Source organism: Pedobacter sp. KBS0701 (assembly GCF_005938645.2).
Taxonomy (GTDB): domain Bacteria; phylum Bacteroidota; class Bacteroidia; order Sphingobacteriales; family Sphingobacteriaceae; genus Pedobacter.
Genome location: NZ_CP042171.1, coordinates 1,926,735 through 1,951,506, shown reverse-complemented (window position 1 = coordinate 1,951,506; position 24,772 = coordinate 1,926,735). Strand labels below are relative to the sequence as shown.

The 24,772-nt window shown below is 38.2% G+C and carries 24 protein-coding genes, 1 tRNA gene and 1 riboswitch; of the genes, 17 read left to right on the top strand and 8 right to left on the bottom strand.

The annotated features are described in order from the left end of the window. The first annotated feature begins 57 nt into the window (after positions 1 to 57). A complete protein-coding gene (locus tag FFJ24_RS07735) occupies positions 58 to 1,173 on the top strand; it encodes a PLP-dependent aspartate aminotransferase family protein (protein WP_138820910.1) in 1,116 nt (371 codons plus the stop codon). Positions 1,174 to 1,459: 286 nt separating this feature from the next. Here FFJ24_RS07735 and FFJ24_RS07730 read toward each other — a convergent pair whose 3' ends face one another. Continuing rightward, positions 1,460 to 2,473, bottom strand: coding sequence for a hypothetical protein (locus FFJ24_RS07730; protein WP_138820909.1), 1,014 nt, complete (start codon positions 2,471 to 2,473; stop codon positions 1,460 to 1,462). Between the two features lie 213 nt (positions 2,474 to 2,686). Then, a riboswitch (SAM riboswitch) is annotated at positions 2,687 to 2,797 on the top strand. Positions 2,798 to 3,060: 263 nt separating this feature from the next. Between FFJ24_RS07730 and FFJ24_RS07725 the strand changes: the two genes are divergently transcribed. The 3 genes from FFJ24_RS07725 (at position 3,061) to FFJ24_RS07715 (ending at position 6,857) form a co-directional block, all read left to right on the top strand. Then, positions 3,061 to 4,392 carry an O-acetylhomoserine aminocarboxypropyltransferase/cysteine synthase family protein gene (locus FFJ24_RS07725; protein WP_138820908.1) on the top strand — a complete coding sequence of 444 codons (1,332 nt, stop codon included), beginning with the start codon at positions 3,061 to 3,063 and terminating at the stop codon, positions 4,390 to 4,392. 29 nt (positions 4,393 to 4,421) lie between these two features. Then, positions 4,422 to 5,480 carry a homoserine O-acetyltransferase gene (metX, locus tag FFJ24_RS07720; RefSeq protein WP_138820907.1) on the top strand — a complete coding sequence of 353 codons (1,059 nt, stop codon included), beginning with the start codon at positions 4,422 to 4,424 and terminating at the stop codon, positions 5,478 to 5,480. A 132-nt stretch (positions 5,481 to 5,612) separates the two neighbouring features. Further along, positions 5,613 to 6,857: a homoserine dehydrogenase gene (locus tag FFJ24_RS07715; RefSeq protein ID WP_138820906.1), complete on the top strand. Its 1,245-nt coding sequence runs from the start codon at positions 5,613 to 5,615 to the stop codon at positions 6,855 to 6,857. Positions 6,858 to 6,936: 79 nt separating this feature from the next. On the opposite strand, the gene FFJ24_RS07710 is transcribed toward FFJ24_RS07715, so the two are convergent. After that, positions 6,937 to 7,383, bottom strand: coding sequence for a hypothetical protein (locus tag FFJ24_RS07710; protein WP_138820905.1), 447 nt, complete (start codon positions 7,381 to 7,383; stop codon positions 6,937 to 6,939). Between the two features lie 23 nt (positions 7,384 to 7,406). Next, positions 7,407 to 8,177, bottom strand: a complete 771-nt coding sequence (locus FFJ24_RS07705; protein WP_138820904.1) for a queuosine precursor transporter — start codon at positions 8,175 to 8,177, stop codon at positions 7,407 to 7,409. 197 nt (positions 8,178 to 8,374) lie between these two features. On the opposite strand from FFJ24_RS07705, the gene FFJ24_RS07700 reads away from it, so the two are divergent. After that, entirely contained in the window at positions 8,375 to 9,601 is a 1,227-nt protein-coding gene (locus FFJ24_RS07700; protein WP_138820903.1) for a multidrug effflux MFS transporter, read from the top strand. A 219-nt stretch (positions 9,602 to 9,820) separates the two neighbouring features. On the opposite strand, the gene FFJ24_RS07695 is transcribed toward FFJ24_RS07700, so the two are convergent. Both FFJ24_RS07695 and FFJ24_RS07690 read right to left on the bottom strand, forming a co-directional pair. Next, on the bottom strand, positions 9,821 to 10,510 hold the full coding sequence (locus tag FFJ24_RS07695; protein WP_210419484.1) for a PepSY-associated TM helix domain-containing protein: 690 nt from the start codon (positions 10,508 to 10,510) through the stop codon (positions 9,821 to 9,823). Further along, a complete protein-coding gene (locus FFJ24_RS07690) occupies positions 10,476 to 12,008 on the bottom strand; it encodes a DUF2271 domain-containing protein (protein ID WP_138820902.1) in 1,533 nt (510 codons plus the stop codon). Before FFJ24_RS07690 ends, FFJ24_RS07695 begins: the two co-directional genes overlap by 35 nt. A gap of 269 nt (positions 12,009 to 12,277) precedes the next feature. Between FFJ24_RS07690 and FFJ24_RS07685 the strand changes: the two genes are divergently transcribed. The 5 genes from FFJ24_RS07685 to FFJ24_RS07665 all read left to right on the top strand — a co-directional run bounded on the left by FFJ24_RS07685 (position 12,278) and on the right by FFJ24_RS07665 (position 17,280). Beyond that, on the top strand, positions 12,278 to 13,423 hold the full coding sequence (locus tag FFJ24_RS07685; RefSeq protein ID WP_138820901.1) for a methionine aminotransferase: 1,146 nt from the start codon (positions 12,278 to 12,280) through the stop codon (positions 13,421 to 13,423). A 20-nt stretch (positions 13,424 to 13,443) separates the two neighbouring features. Continuing rightward, positions 13,444 to 14,247, top strand: coding sequence for an amidohydrolase (locus FFJ24_RS07680; RefSeq protein WP_210419483.1), 804 nt, complete (start codon positions 13,444 to 13,446; stop codon positions 14,245 to 14,247). Between the two features lie 226 nt (positions 14,248 to 14,473). Next, complete coding sequence (locus tag FFJ24_RS07675; RefSeq protein ID WP_138820900.1) at positions 14,474 to 15,508, top strand: N(4)-(beta-N-acetylglucosaminyl)-L-asparaginase; 1,035 nt, start codon at positions 14,474 to 14,476, stop codon at positions 15,506 to 15,508. A 153-nt stretch (positions 15,509 to 15,661) separates the two neighbouring features. After that, on the top strand, positions 15,662 to 16,423 hold the full coding sequence (locus FFJ24_RS07670; RefSeq protein ID WP_138820899.1) for a copper homeostasis protein CutC: 762 nt from the start codon (positions 15,662 to 15,664) through the stop codon (positions 16,421 to 16,423). A 404-nt stretch (positions 16,424 to 16,827) separates the two neighbouring features. After that, positions 16,828 to 17,280 (top strand): hypothetical protein, encoded by a 453-nt coding sequence (locus tag FFJ24_RS07665; protein ID WP_138820898.1) that lies wholly within the window; start codon positions 16,828 to 16,830, stop codon positions 17,278 to 17,280. Between the two features lie 159 nt (positions 17,281 to 17,439). On the opposite strand, the gene FFJ24_RS07660 is transcribed toward FFJ24_RS07665, so the two are convergent. The 3 genes from FFJ24_RS07660 to FFJ24_RS07650 form a co-directional block, all read right to left on the bottom strand. Continuing rightward, complete coding sequence (locus tag FFJ24_RS07660) at positions 17,440 to 17,832, bottom strand: DUF983 domain-containing protein (protein ID WP_138820897.1); 393 nt, start codon at positions 17,830 to 17,832, stop codon at positions 17,440 to 17,442. A gap of 100 nt (positions 17,833 to 17,932) precedes the next feature. After that, on the bottom strand, positions 17,933 to 18,514 hold the full coding sequence (locus tag FFJ24_RS07655; RefSeq protein WP_138820896.1) for a Crp/Fnr family transcriptional regulator: 582 nt from the start codon (positions 18,512 to 18,514) through the stop codon (positions 17,933 to 17,935). Between the two features lie 273 nt (positions 18,515 to 18,787). Beyond that, positions 18,788 to 19,774 (bottom strand): D-alanine--D-alanine ligase, encoded by a 987-nt coding sequence (locus FFJ24_RS07650; RefSeq protein WP_138820895.1) that lies wholly within the window; start codon positions 19,772 to 19,774, stop codon positions 18,788 to 18,790. A gap of 200 nt (positions 19,775 to 19,974) precedes the next feature. On the opposite strand from FFJ24_RS07650, the gene FFJ24_RS07645 reads away from it, so the two are divergent. The 7 genes from FFJ24_RS07645 (at position 19,975) to FFJ24_RS07615 (ending at position 24,666) form a co-directional block, all read left to right on the top strand. Next, complete coding sequence (locus tag FFJ24_RS07645; RefSeq protein WP_138820894.1) at positions 19,975 to 20,745, top strand: PASTA domain-containing protein; 771 nt, start codon at positions 19,975 to 19,977, stop codon at positions 20,743 to 20,745. An 18-nt stretch (positions 20,746 to 20,763) separates the two neighbouring features. Next, positions 20,764 to 21,819, top strand: a complete 1,056-nt coding sequence (gene mltG / locus FFJ24_RS07640) for an endolytic transglycosylase MltG (RefSeq protein ID WP_138820893.1) — start codon at positions 20,764 to 20,766, stop codon at positions 21,817 to 21,819. Further along, on the top strand, positions 21,819 to 22,226 hold the full coding sequence (locus FFJ24_RS07635; RefSeq protein ID WP_138820892.1) for a thioesterase family protein: 408 nt from the start codon (positions 21,819 to 21,821) through the stop codon (positions 22,224 to 22,226). The genes mltG and FFJ24_RS07635 overlap by 1 nt, the downstream gene beginning before the upstream one ends. Before the next feature lie 8 nt (positions 22,227 to 22,234). Continuing rightward, on the top strand, positions 22,235 to 23,224 hold the full coding sequence (locus FFJ24_RS07630; protein ID WP_138820891.1) for a YihY/virulence factor BrkB family protein: 990 nt from the start codon (positions 22,235 to 22,237) through the stop codon (positions 23,222 to 23,224). Positions 23,225 to 23,318: 94 nt separating this feature from the next. Further along, positions 23,319 to 23,403: transfer RNA gene (locus tag FFJ24_RS07625), tRNA-Ser, on the top strand. 71 nt (positions 23,404 to 23,474) lie between these two features. Beyond that, complete coding sequence (locus tag FFJ24_RS07620; protein ID WP_138820890.1) at positions 23,475 to 23,921, top strand: AAA family ATPase; 447 nt, start codon at positions 23,475 to 23,477, stop codon at positions 23,919 to 23,921. Continuing rightward, positions 23,911 to 24,666, top strand: coding sequence for a tRNA(His) guanylyltransferase Thg1 family protein (locus tag FFJ24_RS07615; protein WP_138820889.1), 756 nt, complete (start codon positions 23,911 to 23,913; stop codon positions 24,664 to 24,666). The genes FFJ24_RS07620 and FFJ24_RS07615 overlap by 11 nt, the downstream gene beginning before the upstream one ends. The last annotated feature ends 106 nt before the right edge of the window (positions 24,667 to 24,772 follow it).

Here is a 24,772-nt window from a genome sequence, read left to right as displayed (position 1 = left end):
ATTAGCGCCAAATTATTAAATTGCTTCCCGAAATCATTTCGATCAAAATCAATTATTATGAAACCCGAAACCCTTGCTATTCACGCTTCTAATCTCGTAAAGATCGCTACCGGTGATGTTACACTGCCGATTAATCTGTCTACCACTTTTTTTCGCGGCGAAGATGGTGGTTATCCCGGTGGGCACATGTATAGCAGGGTAAGCAATCCAAACCGGTCTGCTTTAGAAAACACTGTAGCCAAATTAGAATATGGCGAAGATGCTGCTGCTTTTTCTTCGGGTAATACCTGCGGATTAGCGATGTTCCAGGCTTTAAAACCGGGTAGCCATATTATAGCTCCGGATGACATGTACTGGGGAATTAAAAAACAGCTGCTGACCATTTTTAATGAAAGTTTGGAATTTGATTTTGTTGATCAAACCGATTTAAATCTGATACAATCGAGCATTAAGCCTAATACCAAACTGATCTGGATCGAAACGCCATCAAATCCATTATTAAAGGTTACCGATATTGAAGAGATTGCCAAAATAGCTAAAGCAAAAAATATCACCCTGGTTTGCGACAGCACCTTTGCTTCTCCAATTTTACAAAATCCGATTTTGTTGGGCGCCGATATGGTCATGCACAGCAGTACCAAATACATAGGTGGTCATAGTGATGTGCTCGGCGGGATATTAGTAACGGCAAAAAAAGATGAATTATGGGAACGTATCAAAAATATACAGCAAACAGGCGGTGCAGTACCCTCTCCTTTCGATTGCTTTTTATTAACGCGTAGCATTAAAACCCTGGCCTACCGCATGAAGGGCCATTGTGAAAATGGAAAAAAAGTAGCCCGCTATTTAAACGGACATCCTCATGTTGAAGCCGTTTTTTATCCTGGGTTGGAGAGTCACCCACAGCATGAAATTGCCAGAAAACAGATGAAAGATTTCAGCGGAATGATGTCGTTTTTAGTTAAGGGCGATGCAGAAGCTGCTCATAAAGTGGTAAATAAAGTCCAACTATTTGCACAGGCAACGAGTTTAGGTGGTGTAGAGAGTTTGATTGAACACCGTTATTCAGTTGAGGGGCCGGATAGTAAAACGCCTAAAAACTTGCTCCGCATTTCAGTAGGACTGGAACATGTAGATGATATTATTGCCGATTTAGCGCAGGCGCTGGGTTAAAAAAATAGAAGCTGTATAATAAATTGTAATTCAATTGAATTTGTCACGTTGAGCCTGTCGAAACGCCTTGTAAGATATTTAAAACAGGTCCTTCGACAAGCTCAGGATGACAACAATATTATGAGAAAGCCTCTTATAGTTATTTTGAACCTCTGTTGCTAAACCCGATTGCAGCGATATCCTTTTTGGCTGTCACCCTGAGCGAAGTCGAAGGGTAGCCAAAAAGATAAAGCGTAAAGCGGGACTGCAATCGCATAAGGATTACAGAACCCTAATTTTCCAAAACCTACTTAGAATTACAAATCGTGGTCAACTTTAACGAATAGTTAGCCTCCAATGGCTCATTAGTTTGCGCCAAACGTTGCGAGCCTGTATTGGCTGGACAAGCAATATCTCCTGCTGCATCATAAACCAATTTATTTCCGTTAGCTAACAATTCTTTTGGTACATATACCTGCACTTTGGTAATCGAATATCCTGAAGGAAAATAACGCACATAATAACCATCAGGATGTTTCGTCCAGATGCCACTTGGCACATCGCTTCTTGGCGGGGCCATCCCTGCTATTATAGCATATTTCTCCATATCAGCATAAGTATAGTTACCAGAGGATACCAATTGGCGGATATTATTTTCTGCCTCAAAAACTGCCCTCACGCCAGATGGCAATTGATCTTTAGCTTTTTCCATGACATCGAAAGGCAAAATGCCCAGGGCGCCACCTTCTAATTGTGTAAGCTGTTTAGGTGTTAATAGTTTAAGGGCAGTTACTTTAACCTGTCCGTTGTAATCGGCAAATTTTGTTCTGGCAATAATTGTCCAAAGTAGCGCTTGTATATCGTGCTGTTCTACTTCAGGATGTTTTTCTGCACTTTTCAAAATAGAAACCACAATTTCTTCTTTCGGGCCTAAAACCGGTGCAAACATGTAACCATCTCCTTTTGAAGGGGCAAATGTTCCGGCTTTTAAACAATAGCTTTTATTCGTCATTTCGTACAATCCTTCGCAAAGTACAAAACCACCCTCAGGGTTTTTGGGCAATAAATATAAAGGCTGTGCTTTTAATTTTGAAGGATTAACAAAGTCGGGCATTTTTTCACCTTCCCTGTTTACATCTTCAAAACTAGTAGTAATAGCGGCGGGTTGTTTTAAAAACCTGTCTACCCCCAGGGCTTTAGCACCCTGTGCTGTGCCTACTTTTAATAATTTATCTTTTAAGCCTCCAAATTGAGCGCTGGCATTGTTTAAACCCGTTACAATAAATAACAGTCCTAAACATAGTGATTTTGTGTTTTTCATAAAGTTACGATTTAGATAGGATGCACAAACTTAAAATATTAAGCGTTAATTTTATATTAAAAATTTTAAATGGCAAAATCAGCATAAAAATAACGAGTTCATTTTTAGATAGTTAATTTAAAATCAAAATTTTATTTTGTGAATTAAAATTTAATTAAGACATTTGAAATATTATTTGGTGGAAAGCTAAATAAAAGTCAATCTTCACGGGTTGATTTATAAAGAAGTGGCGAGAGACTGGCTCGATGACCCACTGGCAACCCTCAGAAAGAGAAGGTGCCAATTCCTGACCGGATAGCATGGTGTTATCTGGTGATATAAATTAGAACTGATGAAAACATTAAATCTTCAATCGCTAAGCGAACCCAATGCAAACCTTAAAAATGCAGAACAATACTCTGTTTCTTTTACTTGTTGCAATATGCGTGCGGTTATTTGTATGTGCTGTTGCATACATTAGTTTAAAAAATCTTCCTTTTTTGTTTCTTTCAAACTGGAAGGTCCCGAACATCGGGATACGCCCTGCCAGGTTTTAGGATCAACCTAAACCACCATATCTAATCGTTCAACAAAATAAAATAGTAATCATGTCAACATCATATAAATTTGAAACTTTACAATTACACGCTGGCCAGGAAATAGATCCCACAACAGGTTCGAGGGCTGTGCCGATTTACCAAACCACTTCTTACGGATTTAACAGCGCCGAACATGGAGCTAATTTATTTGCCTTAAAAGAGTTTGGCAACATTTACACTAGGATCATGAATCCTACCAATGATGTTTTCGAAAAAAGAATTGCAGCTTTAGAAGGTGGTGTAGCGGCTTTAGCAGTAGCATCAGGACAGGCCGCTCAGTTTATTGCCCTAAATAATATCTTAGAAGCTGGCGACAGCATTGTTTCTTCTACTCATATTTATGGTGGAACTTATAACCAGTTTAAAGTTGCTTTTAAACGTTTGGGTATCCATGTTGATTTTGCAAATCCAGATGTACCTGAAGAATTTGAAGCTAAAATAACAGATAAAACTAAGGCAATTTACCTGGAAACCATTGGCAATCCTGCTTTTAGTGTGCCAGATTTTGAGAAAATTGCTGCAATTGCTAAAAAATATGATCTTCCATTAGTGGTTGACAATACTTTTGGCGCAGGCGGTTATTTATTTAAACCATTGGAACACGGAGCCAATATTGTGGTAGAATCTGCAACGAAATGGATTGGTGGCCATGGAACGAGTATTGGTGGTGTGATCATCGATGGTGGAAACTACAATTGGGGCAATGGAAAATTCCCTCAGTTCTCTGAGCCATCAGCAGGCTATCACGGGTTGGTTTTCAGTGATGTTTTTGGCATCGGTGGACCATTTGGCAATATTCAGTTTATTATCCGGGCGCGCGTAGAAGGACTAAGAGATTTAGGGCCTGCCTTATCACCTTTCAATTCGTTTCTTTTATTACAAGGATTGGAAACCTTATCACTCCGCGTTCAACGCCATGTTGATAATGCTTTAGAACTGGCCACCTGGTTAGAAAACCATCCATTGGTTCAGGAAGTACAATATCCAGGATTAGCGAGCAGCAAATACAATAGCCTGGCAAAAAAATATTTAAGTAACGGTTTCGGCGCGGTTCTATCTTTCGAATTAAAAGGAAGTAAAGAAAATGCCACACAGGTTATTGATAATTTAAAACTGGTTTCGCATCTCGCAAACGTGGGCGATGCCAAAACGTTGATTATCCAACCGTCGGCAACCACACACCAACAATTGAGTGAAGCGGAGCAATTGGCTGCAGGTGTAAAGCCAAACGCATTACGGGTTTCAGTCGGTATTGAACACATCGATGATATTAAGGCCGATTTCGAGCAGGCTTTTGCATCTATAAATGTTCAGATCCCTACAGAGAGTTTATCAGCCTAAGCCCGTTCATTTTCCGAATACAATAAACAATGAGTACAGCATCAACATATAATTATAATAAACAGTTCAAATTAGAGAGCGGAAAAAAAATCCGTAACCTGCAAGTTGCTTATCAAACTTATGGCAAATTAAATGCAAATAAAGATAATGTAATTTGGGTTTGCCATGCACTTACTGCCAATGCTGATGTTTTTGAATGGTGGGAAGGTTTGTTCGGTCAAAATGCTTTGTTCAATCCGGAAGAGCATTATATTGTCTGTGCAAATGTTTTAGGCTCTCATTATGGCAGTACCAACCCGTTAAGTACCAATCCGGTAACGGGCTTGCCTTATTATCTTTCGTTTCCACAATTTACTATCCGGGATTTAGTATCGGCACATCAGTTATTGGCTTCACATTTAGGTATTGATTATATTAAATTATTAATCGGTGGTTCTTTAGGTGGGCAACAGGCTGTGGAATGGAGCATTTCGGAACCTAATAAAATTGAAAACCTGATCTTAATTGCGACTAATGCTGCGCATTCTCCATGGGGAATTGCGTTTAACGAAAGCCAGCGTTTAGCCATCACAACAGACAGAACTTTTTATGCCAACCAACCAAACGGTGGCAGCAAGGGTTTAAAAACAGCCCGAAGCATTGCACTTTTAAGTTATAGAACCTACAGTGCTTACGGCAGTACACAGTTAGAAAGTGTAAACGATAAGACAGACAATTTCAGATCGTCTTCTTATCAGAACTATCAGGGAGAAAAGCTGATCAACCGCTTTAACGCTTACAGTTATTATTATTTAACCAAAGCAATGGATAGCCACAATGTGGGCCGTAACCGCAAAAGTATTGCAGATGCACTAAAACTAATTACGGCAAATACTTTAGTAATCGGGATAGAAAATGATGTTTTGTTTCCTTTATCAGAGCAAAAATACCTGGCCGATCATATTCCGGGAGCAGAATTTAGTGCTTTGCATTCAGATTATGGTCACGATGGATTTTTGATCGAAACAGATGCCCTCACTAATGTAATCGGAAACTTTATTAAGGAAAGCCGGAATAAAAAAATCATCAGATTACAGCATACCGCTTAGATAGGTGGAAGGTTGAGGGTACAAAGGTGGAAGGTGATTAACTGGATGCCAACACAAAATTTAAAACAAATTACAAAAATAAGAACAGCTATATCGGTGTAATACACCTGTCTGTATAATCACTTTATAACAATGAGCAAGAATTTAAAAATCGGTTTATTTGGTTTTGGCGTTGTAGGGCAAGGTTTGTTGGATATCATCCAAAGCCAGAACCTGAACCTGGAGATCATAAAAATCGCGATAAAAGACCCAAGGAAGAAACGTACCCTAAACAAGGATCTGTTTACGACTGATCGCAACGAAATATTAAACAATACAGAGATCAATACGATCGTAGAATTAATTAACGATGCTGATGCTGCTTACGAAATTGTAACTACGGCATTAAAAAACGGTAAAAATGTAGTTTCTGCCAACAAAAAAATGATCGCCACGCATTTAAAAGAGCTGGTAGATTTACAACAAGAGTATGGTACTTCTTTATTGTATGAAGGAGCCGTTTGCGGCAGTATTCCAATTATCCGTAACCTGGAAGAGTATTACGACAATGAATTATTTCATGCTTTGAGCGGAATTTTTAATGGCTCATCTAATTATATCCTTTCCAAAATATTTAACGAGGGTCAAAGTTACGATTCGGCATTAAAAGAGGCACAGGATTTAGGTTTCGCAGAAACCGATCCGATCCTGGATGTGGGAGGTTATGATCCGAAATATAAACTGGCCATAGCTACCGCACATGCCTATGGTTTGTTTGTAAATCCTGATGCCATTTTAAACATCGGTATACAGAACCTTTCTAACTATGACATTAAATATGCTCGTGAGAAAAATTTCAAAATTAAGTTGGTACCAACGGCTCGTAAGGTAAATACAAAAGATATTGTGACTTATGTACTCCCTAAACTGGTAGCTAAGGACGATTTTCTTTACAATGTAGAAAATGAGTACAATGCCGTAGCCGTTCAGGCGGCTTTTGCTGATAAACAGTTTTTCTATGGTAAAGGTGCCGGTGGTCACCCTACCGGTGCTGCTGTACTATCTGATATTGCGGCTTTACGTTACGATTACCGTTATGAATACAAAAAATACCATTCGGAAAATGGTGTAAAACATACAGAAAAAATTCTTTTAGAAATTTATTTGCGTTATGCGGATGAAGATCTGATTACCCTACTGGAATTTGACAACATCAGCGAGCGTTATGCTGCAAGCAGTTATAAATACGTGGTTGGGACCGTTAAGTTAGAAAGTTTGATTAAAAACCGTGATTTGCTTTTAGATCAATCTGTTTTTGTTGCCTACACCGGCAGACAGATATACAAACAGGAGCAATTGAGTGAAAATGTTTTTGCCGCAGAACTGGCAACCCTATAATTTATTTTTAAGGTTATTTTTTTTATTTGTTTTGTTGTTAAGTACAAAGGTCGGAGCGAGTCTGACCTTTTGCGTTTCATTACTTTACCTTAATGTATTTTTCAATAATTACGCGGTCAACACCGGCGGCCTCCACTTTTTCAACCCCTTTCTGAATCAAAGTATCATTATGGATGGCCAGTTTAAAATTAAAAGTCTTGCCTTCCCAATCTTTGTTTTTATAATATTCAAGGTATTCGGTATAATCATCGCCTTTTAAAACGAAAGTTCCCCCTCCTGCATCAAAACTAGTGGTATCTTTGGGATCAAGGCTATGTTTCAGAAAAGCAAAATGGCTGTTATTAAATAGCTTGATCATCTTCAGTTTCCCTGAATAATCAGTGGTTTCACTTTTTCCTTTATCAATGGTGGTAGCCGAAACCAATTGCCATGTACCCTGAATCTCAAGACCTTTTCCACTGTCCTTTTTATTAGAACAAGCCAATAACGAAAATCCTGCAAAGAGCGCTAAAATATTAAATCTCATCTTTATATTATTTGGTTAAGTTGTTATCCCCTACCTGCCATTTTAATGAGTTTGTGGGCCAGGTCTTTTCCTAAGTAACCATCAATTATCGCATGTACGATATACAAAATCGGGGTCATTAAAATGGCGACAATAAATTTATAAGTATAATTAACCAAGCCAATTGCGGCGACCATTTTCCAGCTGTAATGGTATTGTGGGTTTAAATAAAACGCGATAAAAATCACCACAAAACTGTCAATCAGCTGAGAAACCAATGTTGAGCCGGTTGCACGTAACCATAAAGCACGTTCTCCGGTAATTTTTTTAATCCGGTGGAAAATCAGAACATCTGCCAGCTGTCCAATAATAAAAGCAGTAATGGAACCTACAATAATCCACATTCCCTGACCAAAAATCCCTGCAAAAGCATTGTTCATATTTAAGTCTTCACCATTAATTTTTTGGTGTACCCAAAAATCGGCAGCGCTTAAATGCATAGAGCCCCAAACTACCAGAAAGGCAAATGCGATTAAAATTGAAGTGAGGATAGATAAAAAACGGACTTGCTTTACACCAAAATATTCATTTATAATATCCGTCATAATGAAAATGATTGGCCAGGTTAATACCCCTGCCGACATCACAAACGATAGATTTGGAACTCCTAGCAAATTGATATCGAACTTTTTAAACCCCAGCGTTTCTTCAACACTGAATAGTTTAACTCCAATAAACTCTGATAATATAGCGTTTGCTACAAAAAAGCTACCCAGAATGAGTAGTAAACGGCTTTCTTTTGTCTTAAAAGTCATAGACTATAAATCTATAAATAAATAGCAGATTTAGTATAGCAATCATCATATTTTTAACATAGCTGATACAAAGATTATGCAGATGCCTCTTTACGAATTAGTTATTAAAGTATGATTTTTACAATCGTTCGACCATAAAAATAGGTTAACAACTTAAATCTCCCAATCTTTGCCCTCATCAAATTCCGGTAATCTTCATGGCTAAAAAACAACACTTCTATCTCATACTCATTTTAGGATCATTGGCAGCCCTTGGCCCTTTCTCCATCGACATGTACCTGCCTGGCTTTGTGGATATTGCAAAAGATTTAAAAAGTACTGAATCAACTGTAGCACTTTCTTTATCCAGCTTTTTTATCGGGATTTCTGCTGGTCAGTTATTGTACGGTCCGCTTTTGGATAAATTTGGAAGGAAAAAACCTTTATACTTTGGTTTAGGACTCTATATTTTTGCTTCTTTTTTATGCCTGGCTGTAACTGATGTAAACCAGTTGATTGTTTTACGTTTTGTTCAGGCGATTGGGAGCTGTGCCACGGCTGTAGCCTCCGTTGCTATGGTACGGGATCTGTTTTCGGTAGAAGAAAGCCCCAAAGTGTTTGCGTCGTTAATGCTGGTGATTGCCGTATCACCGATGCTTGCGCCAACAGCAGGTGGTTATTTAATCTCGGCATTAGGCTGGAAATATGTATTCGTATTTTTAGGTTTGATGGCGGTTTTGATGCTCCTGGCTTCAATCTTTAAGTTACCGGAGAGTTATAAACCAGATCTGAATTACTCCCTAAAACCTAAACCCATTTTAACCAATTTCTTTACCGTTTTAAAAGAGCCTCAATTTTACACGTATGCCTTAATCAGTTCAATCACCTTTTCAGGTTTATTTGCTTATGTATCTTCATCACCTCAGGTATTTATGAAAATATACGAAGTGAGTAAGACTGGCTATGGTTGGATTTTCGCGCTGCTATCGGTAGCCTTTATTGGTTCGAGTCAGGTAAATAGCTTAATACTAAAATGGTTTACCAGCAAAAATATTGTTACCTATGCACTTATTGCCCAATGTATTTTCAGCTTAATCTTTTTGATTTTTGCTTTAAACAACTGGTTAAATTTATATGCTACAATAGGTTTTATCGCATTATTTTTAGCCTGTTTAGGTCTAATTAATCCTAATGCGGCTGCTTTGTCGCTTGCGCCATTTTCCAAAAACGCTGGTAGTGCATCTGCCTTAATGGGTGCTTTACAAATGGGATTAGGCGCTTTGGCCTCGGTAATAGTGAGTTTATTTAGCGAACACTCTGTAGTGCCCATGCCTTTGGTCATGACAGCCGCTGCATTTATCGCTTTAGGCTGTTTATTAATCGGCAGAAGATTTATCACTACAGAAGTTGATGCATCATCTGATTCGGCTGTTATAGCGCATTAATATTTACCCTCAAAGACACTTGGGCTATCGTAAATTTAGAATTTTCATACCGGGGGCTAATTTATCGGATAAAAATCAATCTCGGTGGCGTCATTTCGACCGAAGTGGAGAAATCTGCCAAGATAGATCTCTCCATTCCGTTGCACTACAGTCGAGATGACGACAATTCTATTGGAATCACAAATATGATATGGCCTCTCCCTGTGTTGGGGCGTAAAACTACGGCACAAATAACCTGTAAATCAAATAGCAAACCATTGTGCCTACCGCTGCGATGATGAAGCCACTTAATCGTTTCTTTTTAATAAAACAGATTAAGATAATTCCTGAGATAGATACCAATGTCATCAGCACTGCCGAAATATCTATAATCCACGACCAGGCCTTGCCAGAATCTCTTCCTTTATGTAAATCATTAATTACGGCCACCGCACCAAATCTGGTGATAGTTAATTCATATTTACCGGTTTCGCGGTCTATAAAAGAATCGGCCAGGTAACCAGGTCCGTTAAAGGTTAAATTCAGTTCTCTGTCATCTATTCTAAAGTCACTCAATGCGCCTTTGACTTTATGTTTACTTCTAAAAAACTCAACAATTTGTAACTTGTTGATCTTATTGGTATCAGGTTGGTTTACCCATTTTAGGTTTACCGATCCAGCATCTTTAGTAACCACTTCCTTACCAGATGTAAACCAATCTGCATGATTTAAAGTTAAGCCCGATACTGCAAAGAATAGCAGAATCGTAAAACTCACCATTGATAAGTAAATGTGCAACCAGCGAGATAAACCAGCTAAACGCTTTTTAGCCTTACCCTTACCGATCTCTTTTTTAACCTGTTTTTTACCCAGTCCGCCAGGTGCAACCGTTATCTTATTTTTTTGCGGTTCCGATTTTTCTGTAGTCAAGAGATGCTGATGTTAGTTCTGTATTTGGCGTTAATTCTACTTTTTGGGCCGAGCCTGTAAATTTCATTTCTTTAGCAATCACCTGGTAAGTGCCATGCTCGCGGGCAACTTCAATAAAAACAGTGTAAATGCCTGCTTTTACCAATTTCCCGTTATCGTCTTTTCCATCCCATGACAAGCTGTATTTACCGGGGCCACGTGTAGCAGAACTTGTTGAGCTCAGCTTTCCTTCTGCTCCTTTTTTGAACTCATCGCCGTTGGCACGGTTCCATGATTTTAAATCGGGTAGCCAACGTGGTTTGTTATACCATATAGCCAGATTACGCACAGGTGTTTTAGCTGCATCTTCAATCCATACGGCCACAAAAGGGCGACGGACACGTTTACCATCGGTAGATTCTATATTGGCAATTTCTAAATTTACCACCAACTCATATTTGGTATTCCAAAGTTTATCAGCTTTGCTTGCTTTTTCTACAACACCAGCCGGCTTATTTACAACAACCTCATAATTAGCCCACTCCTTGCTTCTGATTTCTTTGCCATCTTTAGTGATCAACAAGTATGCAATGTCATTTCTAGTCGCAGTTAATGCTTCAATCTCGGCAACAGAAAGTATATTAAAAGAAGTAGCTAAAGCACCTGCTTCACTGGCATCAGGACCAATAACCGTTGCACTGATTATTTCTGAAGCAGGCTTTCCGCTGCGCGGATCAACGATATGCGAATACCATTTTCCATTTACCATAAAACCTCTGCGGTAATTACCGCTGGTTGCCACAGCCATATTTGATACTTTAATTGTGGTTAGTGCTACATCGTTTTCAGCATCAGCTTTAGGATTTGCAATTTCGATAGCTTCAGGCTGGTTTCCCTTAATCACCATATCGCCACCAATATTTACGACCACGTTTTCAATACCAGGAGATTGAATAGCTTTCTCAGCAGCCTTATTAATGATATAACTCTTCGCAAAAGAATTTAATGCTAATGGTGCATCATCCAAACGGGTAACCGTTTTATCCCGTTCATTTAAGATATAATGTTTTTGTTTAACCAAAGTAACCGCCTGATGTAGTGCTTCAGCAGATGGTAAACGATTTTCGGCAACTGCCTTTTTCCATACCTCACCTATTACTTTGGCTGATGCATCAAGCGCACCGTTGGTTAACACTTTATAATTTTCAAACTGTTTTAAAACCTCAAATAATTCAGTCGAAACTTTGGTAGTTTGTTTACCATTGCCCATCCATTTACTAAACTCGCTGTTAGTTTTATAAGCACTTAAAATATCATCCAGTCGATCTATTTCATTTAATGCGCGGGCTTCTGCTAAATCCGCGTCGGCCTGGCTGCTCGTTTTAAATTTTAATTCTAACGATGTGCCCAATACATTTTCGTAATTGGAAACAAATGTTCTTAAAGCTTTTTTCGGACTAATAAATGCAGAGGCACTTATGATCAGTAAAAAAGCAGCAGTTAAGTGCTTAAATTTCATATTTAATGGATATTAAGATTCAAGTGCAAATAAAAGGGTTTATTTGGAATAATTTTAAATAAGCAGCAATATATTTGAAATAATACAAAATTCCAGGGTTAATTTGCTAAAGCCAGGGGTTTATTGTTTAGGTTATTGATGTTAATTTAAAGTGAGGGTTTAATACTGCTGAAAATGTTTTTCTCCGTCTACTATTATAATCTTGCAGCATGGCTTTTGAAATAGGTTTTTTACGCCTTAAGCTTTTTTTTCCTATTTTCGCTTACAAGATGCTTCATATACAATCTAAACTTCCTGGCGTAAGTACCACCATTTTTTCGGTGATGAGTAAACTTGCAGCTGAATACAATGCCATTAATCTTTCTCAGGGATTTCCTGATTATGCCTGTGATCCAAAACTGGTTGAATTGGTAAATAAAGCCATGCAAGATGGTTTTAACCAATATGCACCAATGCCAGGTTCTACTTTTTTAAAAGAAACCATCGCAGAGAAAGTTGAAAAACTCTACAATATAAAGTATAACCCTGAAACAGAAATTACCATTACAGCAGGTGGAACACAGGCTATTTTTACAGCTTTAGCGGCAATTATCAATGCCGGTGATGAAGTTATCATTTTTGAACCAGCTTACGATAGTTATGCACCTACCATTAAACTTTTAGGTGGCCTGGTTAAAACTTACGAACTTGCCCCACCCACTTATGCTATTGACTGGGATATGGTTAAGAAGTTGTTTACCGCAAAAACCAGGATGATCATCTTAAATACTCCACAAAACCCTACAGGTAGTATTTTGTCACCAGATGATATGAAATCGCTTATTAAATTCGTTAGTGGCACCGATATTTTAATCCTGAGCGATGAAGTTTATGAACACCTGATTTACGATGAACAAAAACACCAGAGTGTAATGCTCTACCCGGAATTAAAGCAAAGAAGTTTCGTCGTAGCCTCTTTTGGTAAGCTTTTGCACGCTACGGGTTGGAAACTGGGTTATTGTTTGGCGCCAGAGAAATTGACCGAAGAATTTAGGAAGGTACACCAATTTAATGTTTTCAGCGTTAATAGTCCCATGCAACAAGCAATTGCCCATTACATCAAAGAGCCAAAAAATTATACTGAAATAGGCAGCTTCTTTCAACAGAAGAGAGATTATTTTAGAAGTCTCCTGTCCGAAAGCCGCTTTAAACTTTTGCCTTGTAATGGTTCGTATTTTCAATGTGCAAGTTATAGCGATATCAGCGACGAAAAAGACACCGATTTTAGTATCAGGCTGATCAAGGAATTTGGAGTGGCCACCATTCCGGTTTCTGCATTTTACCAAAAAGCAACAGATCATAAAATTATCAGGTTCTGCTTTGCTAAAGAAAATGCTACCCTCGCCTTAGCTGCCGGGAAACTAAAAAATGTTTAACCAGACTTAACCGATATACCATGGAAGCACCTGTTTACACTCAAATAGAAAATCTGAAAGTAACTGTTTTTCAGGCCTATCTTTTTTGGGAAAACATTGAGAAAAACCTTTTGAATCTGGCACTTAGATTGTCGATGGGTGTAAGGGAGAAAACTGATATTATCATTTTACCCGAAATGTTTAACACAGGTTTCAGCATGAATTCTGAAGCTTTAGCGGAAGAAATGGGTGGTAAAACGATGCAATGGATGCAAAAAATGGCGCATCAGTACAATTGTGTAGTTACAGGAAGTTTGATTATTAAAGAAAATAACCAATATTTTAACCGCCTGATCTGGATGGAGCCGGATGGTAAAAACCAGCATTACGATAAACGCCATCTGTTTGGCATGGGTGATGAAGACCACCACTTTAGTCCAGGTAAAGAAAAACTCATTGTTGAACTTAAAGGATGGAAAATCAGATTGGCCATTTGTTATGATTTACGCTTTCCGGTTTGGTTACGCAATGTAGATCAGGAATACGACATCTTACTCCTGGTGGCCAACTGGCCTGATAAACGCTCGGCACACTGGAAGGCATTAATCCCAGCCAGGGCAATTGAGAACCAAAGTTATGTAATTGCCGTGAACCGCGTTGGGCACGATGGGAACCAGATTTACCACAGTGGATTATCGATGTGTTTAGATCCGTATGGCAATACCGTCTATTATAAACCGGAAGATGAAGATTTATACACTTTTAGTATCAACTACGAAGAACTGGTTAAAATCAGAAGACAGTTTCCTTTTCTAAAAGATGCGGATAGATTTACGATCAGTTAAATTAATAACCAATAGTCAAGTCGCAATTTTCATACAGGAACGATTGTTTCAACAACCTAACAATTAAATAATATCAGATTGCAATTTCAAACGGAAGTAAAACGATTAATGAATGATAACCAATGTTCAAATCAAAATGACCAAACAAGATCGTTCGATTTAACAATCTAACAATTCGACAATCAAATAATTAACTATTTAGCCAATTTCAACAATAACCAAAAAAATGTTTAACCGCCGTAAATTTATAAAAGCGTCTGCCCTATCGGCCGGATTGCTGGCCATTGATAAAAGTAGTATTGCGCATGTAATTCCAAAAAAATCATCAAAAGCAGAAAATTTCCCGATTGTAATTTCTACCTGGGATTTTGGCATTGCGGCAAATGCTGATGCCTGGAAAGTTTTATCAACTGGTGGACGTGCTTTAGATGCAGTAGAACAAGGCGTTTGGGTACCCGAAGCTGATGAGCACAATCAATCTGTCGGTTATGGTGGCTTACCGGATCGTGATGGCCATGTTACGCTCGATGCCTGTATTATGGACGAACTGGGTAATTGTGGCGCTGTTTTAGCACTCGAGCATATTAAGCATCCAATTTCGGTTGCGCGTAAGGTGATGGAAAAAACACCGCACGTCATGTTAGCTGGAGATGGTGCTTTACAGTTTGCCTTGGAGCAGGGTTTCAAAAAAGAGAATCTACTCACTCCGGCTAGCGAAAAAGCATGGAAAGAATGGTTAAAAACAGCGAAATATGCGCCGGTGATGAATATCGAAAATAAACTTTACGAGAAAGCTGCCCCACAAAAATTACCAGGCAACCAGTATAACCACGATACCATTGGAATGTTGGCTATTGATGCGAAAGGAAACATTTCCGGCGCTTGTACCACCAGTGGCATGGCCTACAAATTACATGGTAGAATTGGTGATAGTCCGATAATTGGGGCTGGCCTTTATGTAGATAATGAAGTTGGTGGCGCAACATCAACCGGTGTAGGCGAAGAGGTAGTACGAAATGTAGGTTCGTTTTTAGTTGTAGAACTCATGCGCCAGGGTTATACACCCGAAGCCGCCTGTAAGGAAGCGGTAATGCGCATCATTAAAAAGAAGCCCGAAACTGCCAAAAATATACAGGTAGGATTTTTAGCTATCAATAAAAAAGGCGAATATGGTGCTTATGCCATTCAACAGGGCTTTAGTTATGCGGTTTGTAATGCAGAAAAACAAGATCTTTTGATCAAAGGCAAGAGTTATTATTAATCAGAGTTTATTGTTTGTCGGATGTAAATATTTAATTTTTAACTATTTAATGAAGGCGCGATCTGTAGTCTCCTTTACTTAATTGACCCTGAAATAAATTCAGGGTGACGATAAGAAAGTAAATTCGCTTTGTAGAACATAAATCCAAATATCATGAATGAAGGAGCAATTCCTTGCTTAGAAGTATGCGCTAACTCTTACCAATCAGCCTTAGCCGCTCAAAATGGCGGGGCGAAAAGAGTGGAATTTTGCGATAACCTGGCAGAAGGTGGTACCACACCAAGTTATGGTCAGCTGGCACTTGCGAAGAAAAATCTATCCATCGAAATCTGGCCGATTATCCGTCCGAGGGGTGGCGATTTCCTATACTCCGGCACAGAATTCGAATTAATGAAAGAAGATATAAAAATCTGCAAATCATTAAATTGCGAAGGAATAGTTATTGGAATACTTAAAGCTGATGGCACTGTCGACAAAGAAAGATGCGCTGAATTAATTGCGCTGGCCAAACCTATGGAGGTGGCTTTCCACAGGGCATTTGATATGAGTAACGATATGGATCAGGCACTGGAAGATTTGATCTCACTCAACATAAAAAGAGTGCTCACTTCCGGAGGTGCTTCTTCTGCAATTCTGGGAGCAGAAAAATTATCACGGCTGGTAAAAAAAGCCAATGGCCGCATTACCATCATGCCTGGTGCGGGGATAAATGAAAACAACATCAAAAACCTTATTGATCAAACCGGTGCTACACAATTTCATGCTTCAGCAAAGGAATTTGTACCAAGTAAAATGGAATTCAGAAATACGGAAACCAAAATGGGTAGTATTGATGACGAATACCGGTATGAACTTACTTCAGAAACAAAAGTGAAAGCGTTAGTAGATTGTATAAATAGTTCTATAAATCATTAATTTTAGCTGTCATTAGCTAAAGCAGAAGCTATACTGATTTCATACCTGTAGCAAAATGCCTGAAATGAAAGGTTGCGAGTTAATATTGACAAGCCGATTTTTCATCGGATGAATCAATCTTCCTGTCTGCGATAGGATTGCTTCGTCGTTCCTCTCGCAATGACGCCTGATTTTTGAACTTAATGTAGTCTTCGTTTGTATTTTATACAATCCTCTGTTCTATAAACCCGGTAAAAGCGTCAGCCTCCGATCTTTTATCGGAGCTATAGCGAATAACGGGACTGCTGTTTCCGAAGCATGACTGAACACCCATTTTCTAATTAAAAAACTGATCATAAATATGTGAAATAGCTCTCCAAACAATTGCACACTTAGATTAAGGAACCCCTCAAGCCAAACAAAAAATGAAAAAAATCTTTAAAACCTATAACTTCCTGGTTTTAGTAGCGACCATTCTGTTGGCAGCTTCATTATTGCTTCCGGCAGTTAACCTTGCTTTCAATATATACGACAGTTATTATATGATCGATAATGTTCCACTCATTAGGTGGTATGCGATATTTTTATTCGTTTTTGCATTATTCTACAAATTTTTAAAATCATTTATAGCATCTAATATCTTGAGCTGGACTCACATTTTATTATCTATTTTATTCTTTTTTCTTGCTTGTTATTCTACTTATAATTTCAACAAATCACTTACCCTGGCCGAGTTTACCAGCGCAGACTCGACAGATTATTCACAGGGATTCAAGAATAGCACCGCTGCAATGCTACTCGGATTTTTAGTTGTTCAACTACTACCGATCATCAATCTGATAATAGGTTTAATGAGACGAAAGCACGCTGTTACTTAATTTATTGAATTGTCTCGATTCAGTATGTAAACACAAGAACAAAAACCTGTAGAAGGACTAGATTAAATAGCTCTGGCAGCGCTGTTTCGACAAGATCAACACGACAAAACCTGAAGAGAAATCAGTTTTACGATACAGTCTCTTTTTATTTATAGTTTACTAGTCTCCACTGCCAGCAACATAATGTAAGCCTGGCGTAAGGTAATGAAGCAAAATAACCCTCGAATAGCGATAATTAATTGGTGACAACAATAAAACACCGGCCAGGATTAAACCAACATAGTACCACAAGTTTTCATATACTAAGGCTAAACCCAAAACATACGATGCCACACCAATGGTTATGATTTCTGCAACGTTCATGGCATAACTTACAAACATAGCCACGTAGAAAAACCCTGGCTCGCGCTCAAATTTTAAGTTGCAATGCGGACAGTTGATATTGGTTTTTTGTAGTCTGAAAGAATAAGCACTCCCTGTAAAAATATCTCCTTTGCGGCAACGTGGGCATTTACACTGTACAAAAGCCTGGAATTTCGATAACTCAGCCATAATCTTCTAATTTGATAGTACAAAGGTAAGCCTAAAATTAAATACTAATTTATGATCTAAGTCATGTTTAAGGATTGTTGTATAAATTGGTTAAGCCATGCTAAACCTTTACTATTTTCCCTTTAATGGTTCTGATCAGGCCTTTTTCCGCTAATATTTTAGTGCTACGGATAACTGTTTCTACCCTTAAGCCAGTCATGTCGGCTAATTCTTGTCGCGTTATTTTTAAATTTTCACCTACAGCAATATCGTTAAGAAGGTAATTGATAATCGTTAACAACCGATGATCGGCCTTTTCGCTCGCCAGTTCTTCCAGCATCATCGATTTATAAAAGAGGCGGTTACTTAAAGTACGGATCAACTCCATGCTAAAATCGGGTTCGTTTTTAATCAGTCCGAAAAAATCTTCTTTATTTACCACAATAATCTGCGAATCTTTATTGGCAATAGTAAAGGCTAAATAAGGTCGGTTCACTAATAGAGCAGGTTCACCGAAATACTGCCCCATTTTAAAAACGCCTTGTATAAATTCCTTTCCTTCATCGCTCACGGTAACCATTCGCACCTCGCCCGATTTGATAAAATACACGTAGCGGGGCTGCATCCCCGGCTCGTAGATAACTGAATCTTTTGAATAGCTTTTGAGTTTTAAACCTTTATCAATCAGTTTTTGGATATTCATCGTTGTTTAGGCAAATCAATATTTTAGATACCTCTGTTAAAGATCTTAAAGATTATTTTTGATATAATTATATGTGTCACTTGTTATTCTGAACGAAGTTAAGGCTTGCGAAGCAAGCATAAATACCATTAAAATTAGCCTAAATAAATGAATAATCCCTAACAAATAAAAGACTGGACCTAAATTGCCGCGCTTACAAAGTAGATATGTTCATAAAGCAATGCTACTATTTAAAGATCTTCATTGCATTCAGAATGACAAAATTCACAAGTACTACCCCAGCGTTTCTTTCATTAAAAGAGTATAAAATTCTTTCAGGGTAATTCCCATTGCAGCTACCTGCTGTGGAATAAAACTGGTTGCTGTTTGTCCGGGAATGGTATTGATTTCGATAAAATAAAATTTACCGGTTCCTTCCTCCAGGAAATAATCAATGCGTACCACTCCCCTGCAATTTAATTTCTGGTATACATCCTTTACCACCTGTTGCACACGGGTCACTTCTTCGGCACTCATTCTGCCTGGGGTAATTTCTTCCGTTGCGCCAGGCGTATATTTTGCCTCAAAATCGAAAAACTCATTTTTCGGGATCACTTCTGTTGCTGGTAAAACAATAACTTTGCCCTCAGCGCCAAAAATGCCGACCGAAAATTCCCTGCCACTGACAAACTCTTCTATTAAAATCTGACTATCTTCTTTAAATGCTTTTTCAATGGCTGTTTCCAGATCGTCGGCATGTTTTACCTTACTCATGCCAATGCTGCTGCCCCCGCTGTTGGGTTTAACAAAATAAGGCAATCTTAAATCCTGCTTAATCTGATTTAAATTATAATTTCCACCTTTAAATATCTGAACAGATTTTGCGGTGTACAGCTTATCAATACCCGCTACAACGGCTTTCGTGTAACCCTTATTCATCGTAATAGACGAAGTTAATGCATCGCAGGCGGTATATGGAATGCCCAACATATCGAAATAGCCCTGCAATTTTCCGTCCTCGCCAGGAGAACCATGTATGGCAATAAAAACGCCGTCAAACTTAATTTTTCTTCCTTCAAGTGTTAAGGAAAAATCGTTTTTATCAATTTCAATCTTAACAGAATCGGCAGGTTCATAAAACCAGCCCTTTTCGTTCAGCATAATCTTATACACATCGTATAAATTGGGGTCGATATTTTGAGCAATAGTGGCTGCGCTTTTTACAGAAACAACCCATTCGCCTGTGGTACCGCCTGTTAACAATGCTATCGTTTTCTTCATGTTAAAAATCCTTTTATAAATAGAAATTGAATATAAATATATCCTCAAAAATATAAATATCTTTGTGCTTTAGTATTATTGAAGGAGAATTATTGAAGGAGTGAGTAATTGAATGATGAATGAAGAAACAGATTCGATAATTCAATCCAACATTAAAATAGTTACATTTGAGCTTGTACGCATAACCCAAATTAAGATTCATGTCTAAATTTATAGATTATTTAAAAACCAAATCGTTTAGAAACAACATATTAGCCGCTATAGTAACCGTTGTAGTACTTCTATTGGTTGCTTTTTTTAGTTTAAGATATTACACCAAGCACGGACAGGGCCTAAATGTACCTATGGTAAAAGGTTTATCTTTTGAGCAGGCAGTTAAGAAACTGGAAGATGCAGGATTAAAATATGAAGTAGATTCTGTTTTTATTATGGATCAACCTGCCGGAATTGTAATTGATCAGGATCCTGACCCCAATACCTTTGTAAAAGATAACCGTACCATTTATTTAACCATTAACGCAGGCAAAACACCGAATACAAAATTCCCTGATATAGCGTTTAAAACTTTAAGGGAAGCACAGGCCATTATAGAGAGTTCGAGATTAAAGCTTGGAGATACAACCTATAAGCCTGACGTAAGTCGTGATGTGGTGTTAGAAGCCTCCTTTGGCGGTCAACCTATTGCGGCCGGACAGATTGTGCCTGTTGGCTCGAGAATTAACCTGGTTTTAGGCGATGGACGTGGAAATGAAGAAGTAGATATTCCCCAGTTAATGGGTTTAACCATGGATGAAGCTAAATTTAGCCTAAGGGGTTCAAACCTGAGTTTAGGCAACATCATTTACGATGGGCCTATTACCGATAGTGCTGCTGCTGTTATTATTAAACAAGACCCTATGCTGGTTGATTCGTTAACAAAAGTGGCTATAGGCACCAGGATTAACATTACCCTATCTAACAAACAACAATAAACAAGTATCATATTACAGATGACTGAAGTAGAAAAAAAGAACATGAGTACAGGCAAAAAAGCGGCTATAATTATCGCGCTTGTCGTGATTTTAATTGCTGGTTACTTTGCGTTAAATATTTACAGGCTTTACTTTGCCCCTAACGTTACCGAAAATCAAAAATATTTATATATCAAAACCGGGAGTAAATACGATGATCTGATTGCAGAAATTAAAAAGAAAGATCTGGTAAAAAGCATTTCTTCTTTTACAGCAGCTGCCGGAAAAATGAATTTAGCTACAAGCGTTAAACCCGGACGTTACCGTTTGAAAAAAGGAATGACCAACCGCACACTGATTAACCTGATCAAAGCCGGAAACCAGGATCCGGTTAAATTGAAATTCCATAACATCCGTAAGAAAGAAAACTTTGCGGCCTACCTGGCCAGCAATCTGGAGGCCGATTCGCTGAGCTTTATCAATGTGTTAGATTCTACAGCGCTGATCAGTAAATATGGTTTTAACCAGGATAATGTGTATGCCATGTTTATTCCGAATACTTATGAAATGTACTGGAATATTTCACCAGTTGATTTCTTTGAGCGCATGCATAAGGAATATGATAAATTCTGGAATGCCGATCGTAGACAAAAAGCAGCAAGCTTAAACCTTACGCCTTCGCAGGTGTACACTTTGGCTTCAATTGTGGATGCAGAGGCGCTTTACGACAAAGAAATGCCAATTATAGCGGGCTTATATTTAAACCGTTTAAATAAAGGCATATTGCTTCAGGCCGATCCGACGGTAATTTTTGCAAACAACGATTTTACAGTGAAAAGGGTAACAGGAAAATTATTGCAGGTACAATCGCTTTACAACACGTATAAATATGCAGGTTTGCCTCCCGGACCAATTATGATGCCTAGTATTAATGCCATTGATGCTGTATTAAACCGCGATAACAACAATTACATTTACATGTGCGCGAAGGAAGATTTTTCAGGCTACCATAATTTCGCAGAAAATAAAGCCCAGCACGAAATTAATGCCAGGAAATACCGTGAAGCGTTAAACAAAAGAAATATATTTAAATAATGTATAGCCACAGTACAAAAATCAGGGTTCGTTATGGCGAAACCGATCAGATGGGCTATATGTATTATGGCAATTACGCACAATACTACGAAGTTGGCCGGGTAGAAATGTTACGCAGTTTGGGCATGAGCTATAGTTCTATGGAGGCTGATGGCATTATGATGCCGGTTTTAGAATTAAAGTGTAAATACATTAAACCTGCCCTTTACGATCAGGAAATTACCGTAAAAACAATTATCAAAACCTTGCCCGGCATCAGGATCTTTTTTGAGTACGAGCTGTATAACGAAAAAGAAGAACTCATCAACATCGGGGCAACTACACTGGTTTTTGTTGACATGGAGAAAAATAAACCGACAAATCCACCCGAAAATTTTATGGAAAAATTATCGGTGTTTTTTAATTAGCCAATACAATGGAATGGTTACACAGGCAATTATTACATCTTAAATTCTATTCCAGGTTTATAGAATGGACTAAGGGATGTGTTTTGCCCGGATTTAGCCCTCTGCCTTTATATACCGTTGCTACGTTTTTCTTCCGCGAAATCGGCAAAGATGCACTGGTAAACAAATCTTCCTCGCTGGCATACAGTTTCATGCTGGCCATTTTTCCGGGGATTATTTTCCTGTTTACTTTAATCCCTTTTATACCGATAAAGGGTTTCCAGGATCAGCTTTTAAATTTAATTCAGCTGGTACTGCCACACAATGCTTTTGATGCCTTTGAAACAACATTGAAAGACATCATCAAAAAGCAAAATACAGGCTTGTTGTCTTTCGGCTTTTTATCAGCCCTGTTTTTTGCTACCAATGGGGTTAAAAACTTAATGAAGGCTTTTAATAAATCATCGTTGATTATCGAAACCAGGGGCTGGATAAAACAACGTTTAATTGCGCTTGTACTAACAGTGATTATCTGTTTTTCGATCATCATCTGCATTAGCGCCATGGCCTTGGGTGAAGTTCTGCTGAACAAAATTAACGACGAGCTACATTTAAAAGATAGTTTTTTGGTTTATACCATCAAATTTACCCGTTGGGCATTATTGGCGATTCTGTATTTCATCACCATTTCCATTTTATACCGTTACGGTCCATCTCACACCAAAAAATGGCGCTTGTTCAGCGCAGGCTCCTGGCTGGCAACCATACTGGCTTTTCTTACCATCTGGGGATTTTCCTTCTACATCAATCATTTCGCTTCTTACAACAAGGTGTATGGTTCTATCGGAACGTTAATCGTAGTGATGATCTGGCTTTACCTCAATTCATTGATTTTATTGATTGGTTTTGAGCTCAATGCCAGCGTTGATGTAAGCAAAAGAAGTGTGAAGATCATTCGCCCTACTTTTAATTTGTTCAAAAAATCGGAGCCGATTGAAGAAAATATACAGAAGAAATAATTTTTTCTCCCTCTGTGTTAAGTAATTATCAAGTTTATATAAAAAAAAAGCTTTCTGAGTTTGCAGATTTAAGCTGAGTTTGTACTTTTGCAGCGGAGAGCTGGCAGAGTGGTCGAATGCGGCAGTCTTGAAAACTGTTGACTGTAACAGGTCCGGGGGTTCGAATCCCTCGCTCTCCGCATCAAAAAAAAGGAAGAATTAATGATAATTCTTCCTTTTTTTGTATCCATAAAACCGAATCTTTAGGAAGATGGAAGCAATCATATTTTGTGGCATTCAGGCAACTCGAAAAACTACTTTTTTTAAAGAGAGGTTTTTTAAAACGCATGTACATATTTCCTTAGATTTATTAAACACGAGAAATAAGGAAATCAGGTTTATTGAAACCTGTATCCTCACCTCTCAGCCTTTTGTAGTAGACAATACGAATCCTACTCTAGAAGAAAGAGCAAAGTATATATCCATTGCGAAGGCAAACAAATTCAAAGTAACCGGATATTATTTTCAATCGAAACTGACTGATGCGGTCGAACGTAATAATCAGCGCTCAGGCAAAGAAAAGATTCCTGAAATTGGTATAAGGGGAACTTTTAAAAAGTTGAACTTACCCTCTATTAATGAGGGTTTCGACGAGCTATATTATGTAACGGCAGAGAATAACTCGTTTATTATTAAACCATGGTCAGATGAAATTTGATGATTTGGATGCTAAGATGAGGGTTTATGAAACCGCACAGGATCGTTGTATTTTACCTGAAATGTACATGGTTGCCAGAATTGATGGCCGGGGTTTTACCAGGCTTACCAAGGAAGTACATCAGTTTGACGCGCCGTTTGATGAAAAATTCCGGAATATGATGATCGAGACCGTAAAACATCTGATGAACTGCGGTTTTAATGTCATTTACGGTTATACCCAAAGTGATGAAATATCGTTGCTATTTCACCCTAGTGAAAATCTTTTTGGGCGAAAGGCAAGAAAATACATTTCCGTTTTGGCTGGCGAAGCCAGTGCTAAATTTTCTTCCATTTTGGGAGATGTTGGCGCATTTGATTGCCGTATTTCTGAACTTCCTAACAAAAAATTAGTTGAAGATTATTTCAGATGGCGCAGCGAAGATGCACATAGAAATGCTTTGAATGCACATTGCTATTGGCGGTTGAGACAGGACAATCATAACAAAAACCAAGCTTCTTCTAAAATTGAAGGAATGAGTATTGCGGCCAAAAACGAATTACTATTTCAATATGGCATCAATTTCAACAACCTTCCCGCCTGGCAAAAAAGAGGAATAGGATTTTATTGGAAAAATATAAAAAAAGCGGGGTTTAATCCTAAAACCAGTGAATATGTATCGGCAGATAAACGGGATCTGTATACTGATTTCGAATTGCCGATGCGTGAAGAATACAATAAATTCATAGTTGATTTTTTAGGATAATAGTGTCCTTTAAAGTGCAAGGTTTAGTACTCTGGTCTGGCCCATTATTGCCTGACTTGCGCTCAAAACAATCTCATAGATAAATTATCTATTGAAAGCACAAGTC